19 protein-coding genes are annotated in these 20,028 nt (G+C 41.4%); 7 read left to right on the top strand and 12 right to left on the bottom strand.

Annotated features, from left to right (window positions below):
* Nucleotides 1-37: 37 nt before the first annotated feature.
* Nucleotides 38-769: a 6-phosphogluconolactonase gene (gene pgl, locus ACTCNA_RS09465; protein WP_462947669.1), complete on the top strand. Its 732-nt coding sequence runs from the start codon at nt 38-40 to the stop codon at nt 767-769.
* A gap of 8 nt (nt 770-777) precedes the next feature.
* On the opposite strand, the gene ACTCNA_RS09460 is transcribed toward pgl, so the two are convergent.
* Together ACTCNA_RS09460 and dinB are read right to left on the bottom strand one after the other, a co-directional pair.
* The gene (locus tag ACTCNA_RS09460) at nt 778-1,785 is read right to left on the bottom strand and encodes an alpha/beta hydrolase (protein ID WP_462947668.1); all 1,008 of its coding nucleotides are present in this window, start codon (nt 1,783-1,785) and stop codon (nt 778-780) included.
* A gap of 106 nt (nt 1,786-1,891) precedes the next feature.
* A complete protein-coding gene (dinB, locus tag ACTCNA_RS09455; protein WP_462947667.1) occupies nt 1,892-2,962 on the bottom strand; it encodes a DNA polymerase IV in 1,071 nt (356 codons plus the stop codon).
* 138 nt (nt 2,963-3,100) lie between these two features.
* Here dinB and ACTCNA_RS09450 point away from each other — a divergent pair, with 138 nt between their 5' ends.
* Nucleotides 3,101-4,237, top strand: a complete 1,137-nt coding sequence (locus ACTCNA_RS09450) for an AI-2E family transporter (RefSeq protein WP_462947666.1) — start codon at nt 3,101-3,103, stop codon at nt 4,235-4,237.
* A gap of 52 nt (nt 4,238-4,289) precedes the next feature.
* On the opposite strand, the gene ACTCNA_RS09445 is transcribed toward ACTCNA_RS09450, so the two are convergent.
* From ACTCNA_RS09445 to ACTCNA_RS09405, 9 genes are all read right to left on the bottom strand, one after another.
* A complete protein-coding gene (locus ACTCNA_RS09445) occupies nt 4,290-4,679 on the bottom strand; it encodes an endo-1,4-beta-xylanase (RefSeq protein WP_462947665.1) in 390 nt (129 codons plus the stop codon).
* Between the two features lie 59 nt (nt 4,680-4,738).
* The gene (locus ACTCNA_RS09440; RefSeq protein WP_462947664.1) at nt 4,739-5,773 is read right to left on the bottom strand and encodes a nucleoside hydrolase; all 1,035 of its coding nucleotides are present in this window, start codon (nt 5,771-5,773) and stop codon (nt 4,739-4,741) included.
* 195 nt (nt 5,774-5,968) lie between these two features.
* Nucleotides 5,969-6,526 (bottom strand): nucleoside hydrolase-like domain-containing protein, encoded by a 558-nt coding sequence (locus tag ACTCNA_RS09435; protein WP_462947663.1) that lies wholly within the window; start codon nt 6,524-6,526, stop codon nt 5,969-5,971.
* Complete coding sequence (locus ACTCNA_RS09430) at nt 6,504-7,271, bottom strand: DUF1593 domain-containing protein (RefSeq protein WP_462947662.1); 768 nt, start codon at nt 7,269-7,271, stop codon at nt 6,504-6,506. The genes ACTCNA_RS09435 and ACTCNA_RS09430 overlap by 23 nt, the downstream gene beginning before the upstream one ends.
* 9 nt (nt 7,272-7,280) lie before the next feature.
* Complete coding sequence (locus tag ACTCNA_RS09425; RefSeq protein WP_462947661.1) at nt 7,281-8,270, bottom strand: nucleoside hydrolase; 990 nt, start codon at nt 8,268-8,270, stop codon at nt 7,281-7,283.
* An 80-nt stretch (nt 8,271-8,350) separates the two neighbouring features.
* Nucleotides 8,351-9,922 (bottom strand): ADP-ribosylglycohydrolase family protein, encoded by a 1,572-nt coding sequence (locus ACTCNA_RS09420; RefSeq protein WP_462947660.1) that lies wholly within the window; start codon nt 9,920-9,922, stop codon nt 8,351-8,353.
* An 11-nt stretch (nt 9,923-9,933) separates the two neighbouring features.
* Nucleotides 9,934-10,869: a ribokinase gene (gene rbsK / locus ACTCNA_RS09415; RefSeq protein WP_462947659.1), complete on the bottom strand. Its 936-nt coding sequence runs from the start codon at nt 10,867-10,869 to the stop codon at nt 9,934-9,936.
* 6 nt (nt 10,870-10,875) lie between these two features.
* Nucleotides 10,876-11,874 carry a GRP family sugar transporter gene (locus ACTCNA_RS09410; RefSeq protein ID WP_462947658.1) on the bottom strand — a complete coding sequence of 333 codons (999 nt, stop codon included), beginning with the start codon at nt 11,872-11,874 and terminating at the stop codon, nt 10,876-10,878.
* Between the two features lie 78 nt (nt 11,875-11,952).
* Nucleotides 11,953-12,993, bottom strand: a complete 1,041-nt coding sequence (locus tag ACTCNA_RS09405; protein WP_462947657.1) for a LacI family DNA-binding transcriptional regulator — start codon at nt 12,991-12,993, stop codon at nt 11,953-11,955.
* A 303-nt stretch (nt 12,994-13,296) separates the two neighbouring features.
* On the opposite strand from ACTCNA_RS09405, the gene ACTCNA_RS09400 reads away from it, so the two are divergent.
* Nucleotides 13,297-14,544 carry an ATP-binding protein gene (locus tag ACTCNA_RS09400; RefSeq protein ID WP_462947656.1) on the top strand — a complete coding sequence of 416 codons (1,248 nt, stop codon included), beginning with the start codon at nt 13,297-13,299 and terminating at the stop codon, nt 14,542-14,544.
* Between the two features lie 128 nt (nt 14,545-14,672).
* Nucleotides 14,673-15,905 carry a tetratricopeptide repeat protein gene (locus ACTCNA_RS09395; protein ID WP_462947655.1) on the top strand — a complete coding sequence of 411 codons (1,233 nt, stop codon included), beginning with the start codon at nt 14,673-14,675 and terminating at the stop codon, nt 15,903-15,905.
* A 409-nt stretch (nt 15,906-16,314) separates the two neighbouring features.
* Here the strand turns inward: ACTCNA_RS09395 and ACTCNA_RS09390 are convergent, their stop codons facing one another.
* Complete coding sequence (locus ACTCNA_RS09390) at nt 16,315-16,734, bottom strand: transposase (protein ID WP_462947654.1); 420 nt, start codon at nt 16,732-16,734, stop codon at nt 16,315-16,317.
* A 341-nt stretch (nt 16,735-17,075) separates the two neighbouring features.
* On the opposite strand from ACTCNA_RS09390, the gene ACTCNA_RS09385 reads away from it, so the two are divergent.
* From ACTCNA_RS09385 to ACTCNA_RS09375, 3 genes are all read left to right on the top strand, one after another.
* Nucleotides 17,076-17,393, top strand: coding sequence for a hypothetical protein (locus ACTCNA_RS09385; RefSeq protein ID WP_462947653.1), 318 nt, complete (start codon nt 17,076-17,078; stop codon nt 17,391-17,393).
* Nucleotides 17,330-17,671 (top strand): hypothetical protein, encoded by a 342-nt coding sequence (locus ACTCNA_RS09380; RefSeq protein ID WP_462947652.1) that lies wholly within the window; start codon nt 17,330-17,332, stop codon nt 17,669-17,671. The genes ACTCNA_RS09385 and ACTCNA_RS09380 overlap by 64 nt, the downstream gene beginning before the upstream one ends.
* A gap of 732 nt (nt 17,672-18,403) precedes the next feature.
* On the top strand, nt 18,404-19,432 hold the full coding sequence (locus tag ACTCNA_RS09375; protein ID WP_462947651.1) for an IS110 family RNA-guided transposase: 1,029 nt from the start codon (nt 18,404-18,406) through the stop codon (nt 19,430-19,432).
* The last annotated feature ends 596 nt before the right edge of the window (nt 19,433-20,028 follow it).

The raw sequence follows: 20,028 nt of genomic DNA, 5'->3' as shown, positions 1-20,028 counted from the left end.
AATTATTTTTTAAATTTAGGCACTTAAATATTTAATTATGGCTGCCTCAACAGAAGTAAAAATATTTGCCAAACCCAAAAAAGTGGCCCAAAGGGTAGCAAAGCAAATATTCAAAATGACCCAACGCTCCTCTCAGCCACATTTTAATATTGCCTTATCGGGTGGAAGTACACCTAAAAAGCTTTTTAAAATACTGGTGGAAAAACACAAAGATTCTATTCCGTGGGAACGCCTCCATTTTTGGTGGGGCGATGAACGCTGCGTGTCTCCTGACCATGAAGAAAGCAATTTTAAAATGACCAACGATATCCTTTTTTCGCAAATTGATATTCCACAGGAAAACATTCACCGGATAAAAGGAGAAAATGCCCCCGAAGAAGAAGCAACACGTTATTCAGAGGAAATTGCAGAAAACCTGAATTCACGTAATGGAATTCCGGTTTTCGACCTGATAATTCTTGGTATGGGAGATGATGGCCACACCGCATCAATATTCCCCAACCAGTTGAACCTGCTGGAGGAAGAACAAGTTTGTGCGGTTGCCGAACACCCTGAAACCGGGCAACAGCGAATTACCCTCACAGGAAAAGTAATCAATAATGCCAACCGGATTTTCTTTTTGGTGACAGGAGAAAACAAAGCACAGCGGATTGCTGAAATTATGAATGACGAGGAGGTTGCCAAACTTTTGCCAGCCTATTATATTACACCTGAAAACGGCAAACTTATCTGGTACATCGACGAAGCCGCATCTTCTAAAATTGCCTGATCCCGAAGTCAGTTTGCAGGTTCCATGCGAAGAATTTCTTCGCCAAACTTTATGGTTTCCCTGATAACCTCATCTACTGATCCGGAAGTCATTTCACAGGCAATCACATGCTCGCCAGCATCGGGAAAGGCCATTTTCACCTTACGATTTTCGGGGGTTCCCAGCTTTTCAAACATATCCAGCATGGCGCTCACTTTCACCACTTCATCCTGGTTATCGTCATCTTTATAATAATACCCCAGAAAAACAGGGGCAGTCACCCGCTCATAAGTTTCATCAACCATGGTTTCCTCAACCAGTTGCTGAAGGTAAACCACCGCTTCCAGCCGGTATTTGCAATACCAGTACCGGCATTCTTTTGATGTGGAATCCTGGCTTGTCACCCGATATTTTCCATCGTAAACCGAGCGGGCGATTTGCAGTCCCCAGGGTTTGGAAAGCATAAATGCCGTATTATTGTTTATCCTGACATTTGGCGAATAGAGCACCAACCCATCAACGTATTCCGGAAATTCGGCAGCAAGCTCGAGCGCAAGTGTTCCTCCTGTTGAAGTACTCATAATTACCACCTTTTTCCCCAGGCTGCGTGCAATCATCAATGCTTCTTTTGCCGATTTCCACAGTCGGTCGGGAGTCATGTCAATTAAAGGATCTTCGGTGTCCAAACCATGCGAAGCCAGCCGGGGAAAGTATGCATTGGCACCAAAGTGTTTGGCAAACTCAACATTTGCCGGAAATCCCTCGTACCAGGATGCCGAAAACCCGTGAAGGTAAAGCACGCTGTAATCGGTGCGCTCCTTTACTGAATCGCAGGCCCAGATAATGCGCGATTCGTTGTCGGGCCTTACTGGCAATTCTGCTTCTTTTTTCGCAATATAATCCTCAATGTTACGTATGCTTGCCGTCACCGATGGCAGGTTTTTGTTCAATTCGGGTTGTGGTGGTTTGGGCCCCAGTAAATACCCTGCAATTACTACAACAAGGAGGATTAATAAAAAACGTTTGAGCTTTTTCATTTCAGAAATTTTTGGCCGAAATTACGATTTTAATCGGGAGAGAACAAAAGTTAATTTTTGCTCTTAGCTTCCATAGATTAATTTTACTTCTCCAATTTTTTCTTTTTCAGAATTCTATGGTCAATTGAACGGGGTCTTTGCGTTCTTCATGCTGAAAATTGGAAAGGGTTAATCCAAGCAGGCGGATTCCTTTGTTGAAATTACCCGATTGCATCAACTTTTTACCTTCAGCCAAAAATTCTTCTTTCGTCAGGAAATACCCATTAATTGTTTTGCTGCGGGTATGTTGCTCAAAATCGGCATATTTAAATTTTAGTGTGAGCGTTTTAGCTTTTATCATTGCCCGCTGTGCACGTTTCCAAACTTCATTAGCAATGTTCAGCAATTCTTCTTCCAGTTCGTGCTCCAGGTACAGGTCTTTAGAAAAGGTCTGTTCAGCGCCCAGTGATTTACGTTCCCGTGTTGGCTGAACCGGACGGTTATCTTCGCCTCTGCAAATATTATAGTAATAATTACCTGCTTTCCCAAACAACCGCACCAGTTCAAACCGGTCGAGCTTTTTTAAATCGTGGCCAAACCATACGCCAATATCGTTGAGTTTTGCAGCGGTTACTTTTCCTATTCCGTGAAACTTTTTTATTTCGAGGCTCTCGATAAAATCCTGAGCTTTTTCGGGGGTAACCACAAAAATTCCGTTGGGTTTGTTTACATCAGAAGCCACTTTTGCCAAAAACTTGTTGTACGAAACACCAGCCGAAGCCGTTAATTTGGTTGCTTCGAAAATACGTTTCCTGATTTCCTGAGCGATTAGTGTGGCCGAAGGTTTTCCTTTTTTTGCATAAGTTACATCGAGGTAAGCTTCATCGAGCGAGAGTGGTTCTACCAAATCGGTATATTCAAAAAATATTTCGCGGATTTGGTTTGAAATTTCACGATAACGCGAAAACCTACCTTTAACAAAAATCAACCGCGGGCATTTGCGTTTGGCAACTGAGGAAGCCATGGCCGAGTGCACCCCAAATTTCCGGGCTTCGTAACTTGCTGCGGCCACCACTCCTCTGTCGCTTGAACCACCCACCGCAACCGGTTTTCCTTTCAGCTCCGGATTATCGAGCTGCTCCACCGATGCATAAAAAGCATCCATATCAACATGGATTATTTTTCGGATTTTTTCCAACTTTTCAGGTTACTTTAAACTTCTTGCAAACCTAATTAAAAAATCACTTCTGTTTTTCCTGCTTTTTTGGGTAAATCATGAAACGGACAAGAAAATATATTGCTTAACTTTACAACACAACAAATCAAAATGAACGTCATGAATCAACTTTCTGCCCAAAAGGACAATATCCATAAACCGGTTTCTTTTCAGCGGTTAGCCTATCTGTTTTTAGCTATTGTTTTGGGGTACATCATTCTGCAACAGGGCAAATTTTTTCTGGGGCCACTGACGTTTTCAATTCTTTTCACAATTATGCTGCAGCCGCTTTTGAGCTTTTTTCAGCGTCTTGTGAAATATAAAGTTCCGGCAATTTTGCTCACACTGTTCAGTGTCATCGTGGGGGTTGGTATTGTGATAACACTATTTTCAATGCAACTAACGGTAATTATCAACGATTTGGAGAACATTACCGGAAAATTAAGTGAAGGGTTGCAAAAAATTTTAGATTGGTTGAACACCAATTTCAAAATAAATCCCGGTATTGACATGAGTGAATCCGGCCTGATGGAGAATATCCCACAAATTGCTGACAACACTTTAGCTTTTGCCCAGAAAGGAATCTCATCGGTAACAACATTTCTTTTCAACCTTTTTTTAATCATCCTGTTTGTTTTCTTCTTTTTATGGTATCAGGAAAATTTTAAACGGTTTTTACTCATTCAGGCACCAAAAGACAAGAAAGAAAATTTAAATGCGATTCTGAAAAAAATCCGGAAAACCATACAGAAATATTTATATGGTTTGCTTTTGGTTATAGCAATTCTTGCTGTTTTAAATAGCGTGGGATTGCTGATAATCGGCATCCGGTATGCGGTTTTCTGGGGATTGCTTGCTGCATTTTTAGCTGTTATTCCATATATCGGCACAACACTGGGTGGAACACTTCCATTTTTATATGCCCTGGCAACTACCGATACCTGGTGGCAACCTGCAGCCATTGTGGGCATGTATTTCATTATCCAGCAGCTCGAGGGGAACATTATCACACCAAAAGTAGTGGGCAGCAGCGTATCGATTAACCCACTTTTTGCGTTAATTGCCATTGTTTTCGGTGGTTTTGTTTGGGGAATTACAGGAATCCTGATTGCCATTCCGGTAATCGGAGTTATTAAAATTATCCTTGACAATAATAGCCAAACAAAACCAATGGCTTTTTTACTGAGCAATGAAATGCATAAAAAAAATGATGCATTTTGGGAAGAAATGGATAAGGATGAACACAGGTTAAAATAGCTAAAATCCGTTTAAATTGAGCAGACGAAACAATTAGCTGCTCAATTTTACATTAAAATTCAACTACCACTTTTCCTTCCGCTTTCTTCAGGTTCACTTCTTTTGTTTTGCCATCAACTGTAATTTTGTACTTCCCATAGAAAGCTGGGGTTGAAAACTCAACGTTTTTTGTTGTCCCAAACACATTGGTCCACCACTCGTCAAAAATCAGATTCTGATAAACCTCTGCAGCCGGTGTGGGAGTCCAGTCGCGTTTATAGAGCGACGACTGCGGAATCCAGTTGGCACCTTCCCAGAAGCCCCACATCAGAATGCCGTCAACTGCCGGGTGGGCAAAACAAATTTTGTAATAATCTACCAAATCCTTTGCTTTTTGCTGCTCTTCTTCGGCAGTCATTTTCAACTCGCGGTTCTGATAATATTTCGAACGCTGTCCGGGCATATTGAATATGGAAATGAATATTTTCCACTAACTGAATTTACCAATGATTTCATAGTTTTTTATTTTGCTTTCACCAGTTTATAATCATTCATAGTAACAAAAAAGTCATTTACAATACCGTAAATATCAAACCATTCCCAAAGGGTAATTTTTCGCGGATTGTTGGGCCGCTCCATCCATTTCCCGTCCATATACACAGGTGCCGGAATTTCGCGGGTTTCGGCCCAGTCAGGTTTTTTAACCACTGCCACTGCAGCCATGTCAAACAGTGCACGGCCCGGAGGATCGCCCCACATGCCATACTGGCTGAACAAATTGGCTGAGTAATCACCAAAATTGGTGAAATCGCCTCCGTGGCGACCGGTAACCGGAGTATCAATTTCAGGTCCTTTTCCCGGCATCCGGTGCAGAATCTGGTCTTTCGAAACCATCACCGCAGCCGTTCCCGATGGTTTTCCACCACGTACTGTAACGATTTCAAACGGCACATCCACATCCAAAATGTAGTTCATTGATTCGATGTCCCAATCCTGGTTGTGTTCGCCCGGTTCCGGGTAATTGGAGCCCAGCCACACAATTCGCACTTTTTCGGCAATGGCCGGTTCTTTCATCAGTGCCAGGGCAATGTTGGTGAGTTTGCCCACCGGCAGCAGTACCAGTTTTTGGTTGCGTTTTTTCATGGCCTGTTCAATAATAAAATCAACCGCCTCGTGACCGTCGAATTCCGGCTCGCCAATATGGTTTTTAATTTCTTCGAACGAACCGTTGGCACCGGTTTTCAGCGGAATTTTGCTATACAAATTTCCGCAAAGCTGCATCACCCGTTTGGCCTCTTCGTAGTGATCACTCACATCCGATTCTTCGGAATAACCGCTAGGAGCGCTGGTAGCATTCACCGTAACGCCTTCCACGTTAAAATGGTCGCCGCTGAAAAGCAGGTAAGCCAGCGCATGCTGGTCGTCCACTTCGTTATTGGCATCGGTATCGAATAGTACCGGAATTTTTGAACTTTCCGATATATTGCATGCGCTGAAAAAAACAGCCAGTAAGAAAAACACCGGAAGCATTCCGGTCATGATTAAATTTTTGTTCATAATTTTAAATTTATTTTTATTCGATTCTAATTTACTAAAGTTTTGCAATACCATCTTATCTGCTTAATATCCTGAATAGGAATACTTATTAAACTTTGTGTTTTCTTATTGCTTTAGTGCCCTGGCGGCTTGGTTGCAAAAACTGTACAACAGCCACAAAGACCTCGAAAGCACAAATTCACAAAGCAATAATCATTATTCATATCTGAATATAAGTCGTTTATATGTTTTCAACAAGGGCGAGCCATCATCAGAAACTTCCAGAATAATATGAATGTCGTTTTTTAAGTTTTCAGGCACAATAAACCAGGCATTGTCCGAAGTTTCGTGAACAATTTTAATGTGTTCTTTCATGCCTGAAGAGTCGGGATAATGCCACCACCAGTAGTAAACTTTATCGCCATCGGGATCAATTGCTTTGGAGTTTAACTCTACTCTTTCACCCGGTTTTACAATTCCCGGAACAGAAACCTCCCCAATTACCGGCGGATGATTCGCTTCTTCAAAAGATTGGACACACCAGTCCATCCGGGCTTCAAAATCATTTTGAACGGCAGGAATCCACCGCCAAAGTGTTTTTTGCATGTTGTTGTCATCGGTTGCATCACTCCAGTAATTACCCCTCACCGACTGGTAACGACCGCCCCAACCTCCGGTTGAATAATCTTTATACGCTTTAAGTCCATTAGCAACAAAGTTTAAAAAAGCGGGCGTATCTCCTTCGCTGGTATTATTTTGAGGATACCCACCCACCCAGCGGTCCGTGGTTCTGTTTTACATTTTTACTGAGCCATTTTTCACTCATATTTTGCGGATATGGATTGTGTTTTAAAGGTTCTTTATCATGGTAATTCCAAGTCATGTGAAACGCATTGTTTCTGATAATCCTGACTTCCGGCATATTATTCACGATCCAATCTCCTGCTTCATCCTGAAAATCGATTGTAATAACCCTGACTTTGGAGATGTTCTTTTTGTATATATCCGGATAATTTTTTTTGAATTTCCAAAGAGCCTGTGCCACAGTATTTACACCGCCCCAACAATTGATATGCAACAAATCATCTTCAATTTTCAAAAATTCTTTTACAATTAATTCTGAACCTTCGGAATCTACATAAGGCGCATCACCCGTAAGATAATTGGGGTTTTGATTTCCCAGGACAGTGATTGATTTTAAAAATTCCACAGTCGGATAATCCGGATTATGCAAAAGCAGGTTTTCTCTTACCTGGTCATAAATATCATAAACTTCATGTATCCAATCCAAACCATGACCATTTTTTTGCCATTTGGAATTTGTGGCAACAATACCTCTCAAATCTATATCCGGGGTGTAAAGCAGAAATCGTACAAATGAGCTCCTGTCGTCAACTTCACCATCCTGAGTAATAATGACGGCAGGTTTTTCATTTCTGTTTCCAACGGTGCTCAGAGAGATTAAAACTAAACCAACAAGCCCAAGAAATTTCAATCTTGACAAAAATAATAACTTCATTTCGTTTTATTAAAACTGATTCAACATTATAGATTCAATTAACCGCGCCATTTCTTCCGGTTTCTTTTTCAGAACCAAATAGGCATGATTGAATTTATCGCCTTCAACCCAGTAATTGTCGCCGTTTTCTTTAGCTACACAATAGCCGTTTTCCACAACATCCCAGTATTCACCCACTCCATTTCTCACAGCATACAAAACTGCCGTTTGGTCGAAAGTTGAATTATTCAGGATTTCTCCCGTGTAGTTTTCCTTCATCCAGGGAGCATGTTTGCTGAAGTGCCGCCAGCCAATGTACAATGGATGGTTGCTACCGAGTTTTGAAAAAACAGCGCCGGTTTTGATGGCCGCGCCTATTTCGAACCCCGAAAAAATCACAGGAACGGTGAGGTTCTCCAGAACAAATTTGGTAACCCCCGGCATGTCACCGTTAAAATTCCATTCGTTTTCGCCCACCGGAAAATGGCCGCCCATAATCACAAACTCCTTTACCTTTTTTTCAATCAGTTCTTTTCCGCTCAAATCCGAATAGTTATCGGGGTTGGATTGAATCAAATCCATGATGTTTTTCAACGGCCCCACCGTTACAATGGTAACGCTTTTGTCTTCCTGCTCTGAAAGGATTTTCCGATAGAGGTTCAAAGCCAGTGGAACATCCTGGTTCGTTAATTTGAATAGCAATGCATCGGCAATCGGTTTGTTGTAATTCCAGTCCTGAAAATGTGAATCCTTCGACCGGATGCCCATGGGAATATCCGGATTTCCATAAAACCGGTTCACGGCATCCATGGCCGGAATCACATACTGCTCGGTTGACCAGCTTGCAATGCCCAGCAGTTCACATTCGCCGTTATTGTGCAGGTTATGCAACATGGCCAGCGCACCCAGATCGTCGGCATCACCGCCAAAATCGGTGTCGAAAATGATTTTCACCTGCGCTGTAGCGGCGAAAACCGTAAAAAGAAAAAAGGTTAAAACGATTAAAATGTTTCTTCTCATTATCTATTTGATTTATTCTGCGTAAATCAGCGATACCTGCGGGAATATTATTTTCTATCAGAATTTGCATGGATTCACAATTACTCAAAATAAACCCTGGTTCCCGGATCATTAGTGGAATAAACAAGCAAATCGCCTGTTTCAACGCGGTATCCTTCGGGAATGCTTTTGGCTTTCAGGGTGATGGTATGTTCTCCTTCAGGCAGATCGTACTTCCAGGTGACTTCGTGCCTGCGCACCAGCCATTGAGTGGGCAGTTTCGCAGTTTCAAGCAGTTCACCATCGGCAAAAACTTCCAGTTCCAGAACAGCTTCCGGCAGATTGCCTTCTTTGGCAGCCCGTCCGCCAACCACAAATCCACAACCTTCAATTTCAAAGGAAAGATCGGGATTCTGTTTAGTTAGTTGTTTTCCTATTCTTCGTCGTTCAGTCGGGAATATTCCTTCAAAACCTACCTCCAGCGGAACAGTTTGCGGCATCTGGTATTGAATCAGAAAATTTTCGTCCTCCTCACTACCTTCGTTTTGGCGAATCATTTCTGTAGCGTGACGGAAACCAATATCATACACTTTATTCAGCGACATATCTGTATATTGAAAATCCATATCCTCCACCTTGTCGATGCCCTGTTTCCAGTAATCCGGGATGTTACTGTAACCAATCATTGCACCGAGGATTCCGGCAGCATTGGCCGGATTGCAGTCCGAATCGTAGCCGCAGCGGGTGCTGATATCGACCGTTGCACCGAAATCGCCTTTCCCGTAAAGCAACCCGATAACAATGTAAGCTGCGTTAATTTTGGCATTGATGTTAAACGGACGAAAAACGCCATCGGGACAACCTTTATCGAATGTCCATTTTTTCTGGGCTTTGAACCAGGCCGATTTCCAGTCGCCGGGATTTTGTTTGTACCACTGAATAACATCGGCAATGCATTGGTAAAATTCACTATCGGGAGGAAGAGTTTTCAGCGCTTCTTCCACGATAAATTCCATATTGTCGTAAACAAAAGCGAGCGAATACATGGCAGCCACGTAAATCCCCCCGTAAACGCCATCCCCGTAGTTCATAATGTGGCCAATGCGCCAGCCAATGTCAGCCGCTGCGTTGGGCATTCCCGGTGCCATCAACCCGGCAAAATCGGCTTCAATCTGAAAGTCGATGTCGTCGGCATGCGGATTGTTTTTCCAATGCCCTGAAGCAGGAGGCATCATTCTGTTCAGAATATTGTACCGGGCAGCCTGGTTGGCATGCCAGAGCGGATATTCTGCACGCGCAAATGCAAGTGCATGAAGCGAGTCGGGCGCATCGAGCCCGTGCTTTTCAAACACGTCAACAAAAGTCAAATCCATATAAACGTCATCGTACAATCCCGGTGCATTTTCGTAATACCACAGCATCCGGGTTTCGTCCCATGGAATAGGCACGTGGTCGCCAATCATGGTTCCGTTCCACTGAAATTCAGTAGGCCCGCCATAAGTGCATCCAATCACCTGGCCGGCCCATCCGCCTTTGATTTTATCCTGTAAATCACTTTTTGAAATTTTTACAGTTTCGCCATCGGCTATAGAAATTATTGCATTTTTACCGGTCTGTTTCTGACATCCTGCCAGAAAGAAAAAAAACATCAAGAAAAAAAGTATTGTCCTCATTATTTTTAGTTTTAGGTTTCTTTTAAATTTAAAAATGGAAAGTGTTGAACTTCATCAAGATTTGGTGCCGAAGGCTGTGCCCCCATTCGTGTTACTGATATAGCTGCAGCCCGTTGGGCAAAGTCAACCGCCTTTTTTAATTCCATTTCGCCGGCCAATGCCGCTGCCAGCGCCCCGTTAAACACATCGCCGGCGGCAGTGGTATCTACAGCTTTTACCTTATACCCCTGAATCATTTCTTCAAAATCAAATGTTTTTAAATAAACGCCTTTACTTCCCAGAGTCAGAAGAACCGTTGTACTACTTTTATCAAAAATTTCATCCGCCATTTTCGGAATATTTTTTTCAGAAAAATTTTCCCGGGAAGTGATGATGGCCGCTTCGGTTTCATTGGGCGTAATGATGGTGACTTTGCTTAGCAAGCTTTCCGGAATTGCAGCACCGGGAGCCGGATTCAGAATAAAAGGAATTCCTTTCATATAGGCTGTTTCTGCTGCCATTTCCACTGTTTCCAACGGAACTTCCAACTGTGCCAGTACTATTTTTGCGCCTTCAAAAATTTCTTCAAAACCATAAATATCTTCGGGCAATAAATAACTATTGGCACCGGGTGCCACCGAAATGCTGTTTTCGCCATCATCTGCCACGTTTATCAGCGCAACACCCGAATAAATGCCCGGCTGAACCTTAATACACGATGTATCAATTCCTTCTTTCCGGTAATTTTCAATTGCCTGTTTTCCAAAAGCATCATCGGAAACACAGGTTATAAATGTTACATCGGCACCGGCACGCGCTGCAGCAACAGCCTGATTTGCTCCTTTTCCGCCGGGAATGGTCATAAAATCGGTTCCCATGATGGTTTCACCGGGTGCCGGAATGTGCGGCACATTCACCACCATATCGGTATTGGAGCTTCCAATCACAACAATTTTTGTTTTTTCCATATCTTCTCAATATAATCGTGCAATAATAATCAGGACGAGGCCCACAACAAAAAACAGGAACATGGCGGTGAGCAAACCTTTAACACCCTTTGCTCCTTTAAATTCTTTCCAGACAAAAACACCCCAAAGCGCCGAAATCAGTGTTGCGCCCTGTCCGAGCCCGTAAGAGATAGCGTAACCTGCCTGCTCGGCAGCAATAATATTCACAACAGTTCCAAGTCCCCATATGATTCCACCCAATATTCCAATTGCATGAAGCCTGGTATCGCCCTTTTTAAGATAATCTCTGTAAGTAACCTTTTCTCCTTCAATTGGTTTGTACATAAAAATTGAATTCCAAATAAAATTGGACACAAATAATCCAATGGCCATAATCACCGAGGCAGAATAGGGAGTTAATTTACCAGCTGCCGGATTAACAAAATTATCCGCCATAGATGCAGCAACAAAGTAATACCAGAAGCCCATCAATACTCCTGCCGCCAGGGAAATTACAATCCCTTTTGTTTTTGTGGTGGTTTGTGAAGGAAGTTTCCGGTATGCCATTGCACTGAGAATGATGGCCAAAACCACAAAAGCTACTCCGATAAACAACACCACCGGATTACCCACAGGTGTTGAAATGTAATTCACAATTACGCCCAAAGCCAGCGCAAGTCCAATACCAATTGGGAAAGCGACAGACATACCTGCAATGGCAATAGCGGCTACCAGCAGGATGTTGGCAATGTTAAAAACCACCCCTCCCAGAAATGCGAAGGTAAGCGATTTTCCATCGGCCTGTGCCAAATCTGCCAGAAAACTTCTGCCCTCGGAACCGAAACTTCCGGCAGTAAACGCCAGTACAAGCGCCAGCAACAAAACCCCAATGGCATAGTCCCAGTAATACAACTGAAACGGCCAGTGTTTCTGGGCCAGTTTTTGGGTATTGGCCCACGACCCCCAGCACAACATGGTGATAAAGGCAAGAAATACTGCCACACCGTAAGAATGTATAACTACCATAACTTCAAGTTTTTATTTTTTATTTTTTTCTTTAACGCTGACATATCCGGCAGCTGAAAGACGCTGTCAGGTTTACCTTTAAAAATTATTTTCTCCATTTACTTTTTTTACCGAATCCCGAATAATCAGCCGGGGTTTTAACATGGTATTTTCCATTTTTCCCTCTTTTCCATCATTTATCCTGTCCAGTAAATACCGAAATGCCAGCTTGCCGATTTCTTCGCGGGGTTGTTCCACGGTGGTCATGGGGCAGGCCAGAAAAGCGGAATAGGGTTGCTCATCGAACGATACAATCGAGATGTTATCTGGGATGGTTAATCCAGCCTCCTTCAACGCACGAAGCGTACCTATCGAAATCAGGTTGCTAAGTGCAAAAATTGCCGTTGGACACTCAGGTAATACCAGCAGTTTTTTGGTTTGAATGTAACCGTTTTCCTCGCCAAAATCGGTTCCCAAAATCATTGATTCATCTAAAGGAATCCCATGCTTTTGCAATGCTTCGCGGTACCCCTGAACCCTGTCGTTGTTGGCAGAAATTCCGTTTATTCCCTGGAGGCAGGCAATATTCCGGTGCCCCATCTCAATAAAATGTTCGGTGGCCAGCAAACCGCCCAGATAATTATCGGTTGTAACGAACGGAAGATTTGTACCGGGCAAATACCGGTCGATCACTATAACCGGAATTCCCTGTCGCTGAATTTCTGTAACCTGCCTGCTGCTTTTTCCGGTGGGAGCGATAATAATCCCATCCACTTTTCGTCCGGCCAGTAACTGCAATAGTTCGGCTTCGGTATTTTCATCGTCCAGACTGTCGCAAAGAATAATAGAATACCCGTTATTGTGCGCCTCCACCTCAATAGTTTTGGCAATGGAACCAAAATAGGGATTGGCAATATCGGGAATGATCAGCCCGATGGTTTCGGTTTTTTCGAGTTTAAGCCCGCGGGCAATACGGTTGGGCGAATAGTGATATTTCCGGGCGGCATCCAGCACCTTTTGACTGGTTTCCTGACTGATACGAAATTTTATTGATTTCCCGTTTAAAACACGGGAAACAGTTGTGGGAGAAAGTTTCAGCTTATCGGCCAGTTCTTTGATATTGTTTACCTTTTTTTCCATTATTCAGCCCATAAATATCCAAATTTTATTTGAGTTGCACAATCGTTTGTGCAAGAATTCGATATAAATTATACCGGCCGTTCTTTAATCCTTCTTATTTCAATTTTAAAAAGGAAATTTACAGAAAGCTATCCAGGCTACCGGTTTCAGATGGTTTCTTATACCATAAATAACAGAAGTGAGTGGGTTATATAATTTAAAATTACAGATAATTTTGGGGCTCGATTCCAATAATATCTGATATTTTTGGAATACATACCCAATAATATCTAAAAAAATACTAATTTTGCAGTAAAAATTGACATGTATATTCAGCGGAAAATTCATCAGAAACTGAAAAAACACCTCACCCGAAAAGAATATACTATCATTACGGGGCCTCGTCAATGCGGGAAAACCTCGTTAATAAAAGCCATTTACAATGAATTGCAGGACGAAAACAAACAGGTTGACTACATTACGTTTGAAGATCAGGATATCTTGTCGGCAATAAACACCCATCCGGAAGAGGTCTTTGCTTATGCCATGAGGCCGAAGAAAACGTTAAACAGACCTGCACCTAAAAATCAAAGAGTATATTTATTTATCGATGAAATTCAGTATGCCGAAAATCCCTCCAATTTTTTAAAATACCTTTTTGATGTTTACGGTGAAAATTTAAAAATTATTGCAACCGGCAGCAGCGCCTTTTATATCGACGATAAATTCAAGGATTCTTTGGCAGGCAGAAAAAGAGTTTTTGAATTGCAAACCCTTTCATTTGAAGAATGGCTTCAATTTACCGGTTTTACTCATTTGCTGCCGGAACTTGAAAAAATCCGGTTGCAAAAAGAATATATTTCTCCGACGAAAAGGGAGCTAATGGATCATTTTAACAATTACCTGGTTTTTGGAGGTTACCCGGAGGTTGCACTTGAAAATGATATAAATGAACAAATTCTTTTGCTGAAAGAGTTAAAAAATGCATTTCTGAAAAAAGATATCGATGAAGCAGGCATCAGTTACCACGACAAATTTTATATGCTTTTATCACTGCTCGCCGGGCAAACCGGGAACCTTGTTAACCGGAACGAACTGGCAAATACCATTGGTGTTGATAATAAAACGATAGACAATTACCTGCATGTTCTTCAAAATTCATTTCACATAGAACTGGTTAAACCATTCTATTCCAATCTCAGAAAAGAACTTACAAAAATGCCAAAAGTCTATTTTAAAGATACAGGCATGAGAAACAGTGCATTAAACCGATTTTTTGATTTTAAAGACCGGGAGGATCAGGGTCAACTATTGGAGAATTATGTGTACAAACGCCTGACAACCCTCTATGACAAAGACAATATAAAATTTTGGAGAACCGCCGATAAAAAAGAAGTAGATTTCGTTGTCACCACATCTTTTAACGAAGGATTGGCTTATGAAGTAAAAATGAATTGCCGGAATTTAAATTCAACTTCAAAAAGGAAATTCACTGAGAATTATCCGGGCTACCAGTTTCAAGCGGTTTCTTATACCAGTGAAAACGACTGCCTTTGGGTTTTGAAATTATAAACCAAAAGTTGTAACCATGGTCAGTAAAACTGGTATATTTGTACCTATTTCCTGTTTAAATGAGGAAGATGGTATAAGCATACTTCTTCTAAGGCAGAACCACTCCATTTATGGTAAAAGCGAGAAATATGAAATTGGATATTAAAAATTTAACCTCAAAAATTAAACAGACGAAAGCCTGGGAAAATGCAGAAAATGAATATTCTGTCATTTATGCGGATAATATGTTGCCCCCTCAGTTTCGTTTGGGGAGGGCATTAACAAATGAGGAGTTCATAGAAGCGGGACAACGTATTATCGGTATATGTCCTTCTTTTTATCCTGCTTATTTTGATATGGGCGTAAGGTTACTATCGGTAAATATTGACTTGGCAGTGGAAACGCTCGATACTGCTTTTGAAATATGCGTAAAAATAAACTCATGGGATACTATCAGTGAAGTTTACGATATATTTTTTGATAATTTGGAGAAAGCGTTTCACGAAGCATTTGTGGTCCGTTACGCTTTAAAACTAATCGGGAAATTTCCGGATAAAGCAATACTTTACGATTTTGCTGCGAGTGCATTTAACCTGATGGAAGAACATGACAAAGCTATTGAATATGGCATGCAAGCAGTTCGTCTGGAGCCAAAAAATACATATTTTCTGAATAACTTAGGATTGTATTATTTATCAGAGAAAAATTTTGAAGATGCAGAAAAATATTTAAATCTTTCAATGAAAGCAGATTCAAATCACGAACATCCTAAAAACAATCTTGCCGATTGCAAAGTCATGAAAAAGAATAATTTGTCTTTGAAAGAATACTACCTGCGACCTGCAGATAATAAGAGAATTGAAGAATTTAAGGACAATGAAGAATGGTTTGAATTGGATGAATATGTTGAATTAATGAACCAGCAAAAACTTCTTATTTTCCATATGGATTTGTCAGAAAAATACCGGTTCAAAGCACATAATCTTCATTCACTCTTCAAAACTTTAGCACAATTTTTTCATTTTGTAGAATCAGTTAGTAATGAGACGTTTGTTTGGGAAGATATAAATTACTTATGTCAATATTTTAAACAGATAATGCACAAATTTATCTTTAAACATTACGATGTGGATGATGAGATTCTGAAGGAGGTATTTGATTCCACTTTGATGTATTACAATTTTCTTTCAGCTAATAAAGTAATAAAGCAAAAACAGTTTGCTGAATTTAAAAAACTTTCAAGTTCATTAAAGAATGAAATATTTGACAAAATGCACCGGTACAACAAAATACGTCATGACCCGACTGTGAGCGAAAAGAAAAAAGAAAAAATTAGAGAAGAACTATTTGAAGGTGACCACGAATGGATGTTTTTAGATTAATACGATCAGCCGGTGTATTTCCAATCCTCTGGATAAACAACATCTGAATGAAAACCTTTCGGTAGCAGGTAAAAAGGTGGAATTGCAACCGGGTTGAATTAACTCAGTGCAAATCAAAGAAAACTATGTGGACTGACGGGTCAAGTGGGTTTCATTACCATAAAAAACGCCAATGGGTGTAAATTCATGAAAGTTCGGGAAAAGTGAAAATCAGAAACAAAAGCCTCTTTTTTAAACCACGCTTGCTTTCAGTTAAAACCACCCGTGGTTTGGGTCGGGATCACACGTGCTTTTGGGTCAAACCTAACGTGGTTCGGAGTGAAATCACACGTGGTTTTTTGCGGGGACTATCCAGGCATTGCTGCCTCGCGATTGTCACATAGTGATTCCTTCGGAGTATCGCGTGGTGCTATTTTACTACAATTACATTATCCAATAATCCTTTCTCTCCTGCATAATCTGCAGCACTGCTATATAAATAATCTTCCGGCCTAAAAACATATCCTTCTTCAACAGGATTGTTGTGAATGTAATCAATCTTCTCATCGATAACTTTATTTCTCCAAAACTCGATGGGTTTATTGTCATGCCTCCAAAACTGATATTTTTTTACATTCGAAGATCGATTGCCTGCTTTCGAAAATTGTTCCAATAAAAAATCTTTTCTGCTCTCTTTTGGATTCTCTATTATGGCTTCAACTATTGCTTTACTGGTGAACCGCTTAAAATCACCCAACAGGAGTTCCGGTTTTTGTGCACTTGCACTTCTGAAAATCAAATGTACATGACTGGTCACCCCGAGGCCTCGGAGCCATCCAAAGATTTCCATACCTTTATTTTGTTAGCAAAAATGTAAACTGTGCAATACAATATTTTTGCAAAAGCGATGATTCGCCGGAAGCAACTATGTAACAGTGCCCTGTTACATTTTGAGCCGTCCTGTTACTCGGCAAGAACATCCTGTTACAAAAATCGGCTTCCAGTTCCTGGTTTCACCTTTCCAGTTCAACTGGAAGTCGGCCCAAACTTACAGGAAATACAATCCGCTTAACAGAAAACGCAAAATGCCTACTTGTACAACCCAAAAATGGAACGGGGCATCAAAAATTCCAACAGCACGAAAAACGATAGCAACAGGAAAGGAAAAGGGAGTACCTCAGATATAATTCTTTGTTACTCCCTTTTTGTTTTCTGGAAAAATATTCCGGCAAATCGGGTTATGCTATTGAAAAGTCAGGCAGTTACAAGACCCTTAAGACTGTCTTCGAACAGCAATACAGGGTAAGCGAAGACAAAATCGTACTCCCGCTTGAAAACGAGAAAGTGAGTGCCAGATCCATACAGTCGCCTCACGACACCGACTGCCATTACCGTAACAAGGACGGCAACAAGGTCAAAGGGTATTCGGTAAACATCACCGAGACATGCGACCAGTCACCCGAGGAAGAAGCCCCACTACTGAACCTGATCACCCCGATACGGAGGTAAATGTGGTTTCAACCCCGGACAACAGTTTCCTTGAGCAAGCCCTGGAGCATACACAGGAAATAATACCCGATAAGATTGAGAAGGTATATGCCGACGGAGCCTATCACAGTGAGTATAACCAGGAGTATTGCCAAAACAACGAACACAACATCGATTTGGTGCTTACTGCCATGCAGGGAGCCGAACCAAGATACGAGCTCTGTTTAGATGAACAAGACGAAAACAATTTAATCGTAACCGATCACAAAACAGGAATAACCTACAGGCACAACAAGTAAAACCCCGCAAGGATCAAACGCAAAAGAAATGGAGAATCAAAACTGAAAAAGGAGACTATCGGTACTTCGATGAGAATAGCCTCAGGGTTTCCACTTTAAGACAGAAACTCAAGAAAATCCCGATAGAGGAAACCAATATCAGGAACAATGTCGAAGCGAGTATTTTTCAGTTAGGTTACCATTATCCCAACAACAAAAGCCGGTACAGGAGCCTTGCCAAGCATAAATTATGGGCTTACTCCCGCTCATTGTGGATAAACTTTGTCCGGATAGTGAATTATATCACGCAAATATGTCAAAGATCACTTTTTGGGCAAAAAATGCCTCAATATATAGCTAATTTATGTTTCAATATGTATATTATTGTAAACATACTTTCAATCAATAAAAGAAATCACCTTTGTCCGACTAACTTACATTTTTCAGCTTTTTGAAAAAATGGGGTTTTCGGAGGGGACTCATTGATAAAATATTCAACATGAAGAAAGTATGTGGCTTAGATGTACACAAAGATAGTATCTTTTGTGCAATTTACAATGGTGAGAATTATTCTGAGGTAAAAGAATTCAGTACAATGACGCCCAATATCTATTCGATGGGCGAGTATTTACAGTCGGAAGAGGTGGAAGAGGTAGCCTTGGAAAGTACGGGGATTTACTGGATCGCGGTATGGGATCTATCGTACGAGATGGGGTTCAAGCTAACACCCTGAAAAGCTTAACAGCCTTTCTGATGCAGAAAGTATGGGATCTATTGTACGAGATGGGGTTCAAGCTAACACTTGTCAATCCCTATTTAATCAAGCAAATGCCAGGTCGTAAAAGCGACATTAAAGATGCCCAATGGATAGCGACACTGTTGCATAAGGGCATGATGCGGGGTAGTTTTGTTCCACCTCCGGTGATCCAGGAGTTGCGGGTTTACTCCCGCAAATATAGCAAACTCAAGCAACAGGTCACCCGGGTTCTGACGGGCATGGACAGTATTTTGGTAAAATGCGGAATCCGGGCGAGCAGTTGCCCGAGCAGCATTAACACCAAAAGTTTCCTGTGTATCGTTGAAGCACTCATAGCCGGCTGGAGTGACCCTGGTTACCTCGTAAGCCTGGTATATGGGAACAGGAAGAACAAGCAGAGCGGGAAATTGAAAGATGCACTCACGGGCAACCTCAAGGCATACCATCGCCAGGAGTTGTCATGGGCGAAACAGGAATATGAAATGTACCAGGTGCAGATATCGGAATGTTTGTCGGAAACGCAACGGATATGCGACGAGCACTTTTCGATGATGATAAAGCTTTTACAAACCATTCCCGGGATAAGCCAAATAGCGGCAATGACCATAATAGCCGAAACGGGCGGGGATATGAGTGTCTTTGAAAGTAGCGATAAGATTGTCGGCTGGGCGGGATTACGTCCAAGGAATGATGAAAGTGCCGGCAAATACAAAAGTACCGCCACCACCAAAGGCAACAAGTACCTTCGTTCCATTTTGGTACAGGTCTCGTGGGCCGCTTCCCGGATGAAAAGTTCGTATTTCAAGGATAAGTTCCAACGGCTGGCCATGCGCAAGCCCAGGGAAAAAGCGCTGATTGCCATAGCCCGAAAACTTCTTGTTATCATATGGAATGCCCTGAAATACGCAAAGGAATACAACCCGAAGTTAGTTCCTGTTCAAGATCCGGTGAAAATGAAAGCAAGGCTGGCCTATTACAAGAAGGAATACGAGAAAACAGCGAACCTGTTGAATATTACAGTATAAAACAAGCGTAAAGGCCGGGTATCTTTGTGGTGGCTTAAGACCCCGTTGACAAATAGGCCAATGCTACAGTCGTGCCTGACACGACGTTAAGAACACAGACCTGGGTTAATGCTTTTCGTGAGACGAGAAGCCAAGCCCGCAGAAGAAAATCGCATATTTAAGGTGTCCTCACGCTCTCCCTACTGACCGTGGGTAGGGGTTTCTATGCATTATCTAAACGTTTATACGACTTTTTGAATGTCAATATTTGAATAAGGTGGAATTTATAGAAGAAAGATAACCATTTTACCTGTTCTATGAATGTATAGAATCATATAGGATTTACAAAGAAAATATAAGCTTTTTTTATTTGCTTAGATCGTGGTACAAATTATGGGGTATATTATAAATAAGCGGCTAAAGCTGGCGGTTTTAACCGCAACACTTGAAGATAAAAACATTAATATGAAAATTTTTATATCTTTTAATAACATTTTCATATTAATGTTTTATGTCCCCGATTTTATTCCAATTAATGAAGCCCTTTTAAATTGTTAGACTTCTTATTGAAAAAATGCTAATTGTAGTTCTTGTAAAAATCTAACGTAAATTACAAG

The organism is Tangfeifania sp., from assembly GCF_055108615.1.
This window is presented reverse-complemented; position numbering and strand designations above follow the sequence as displayed.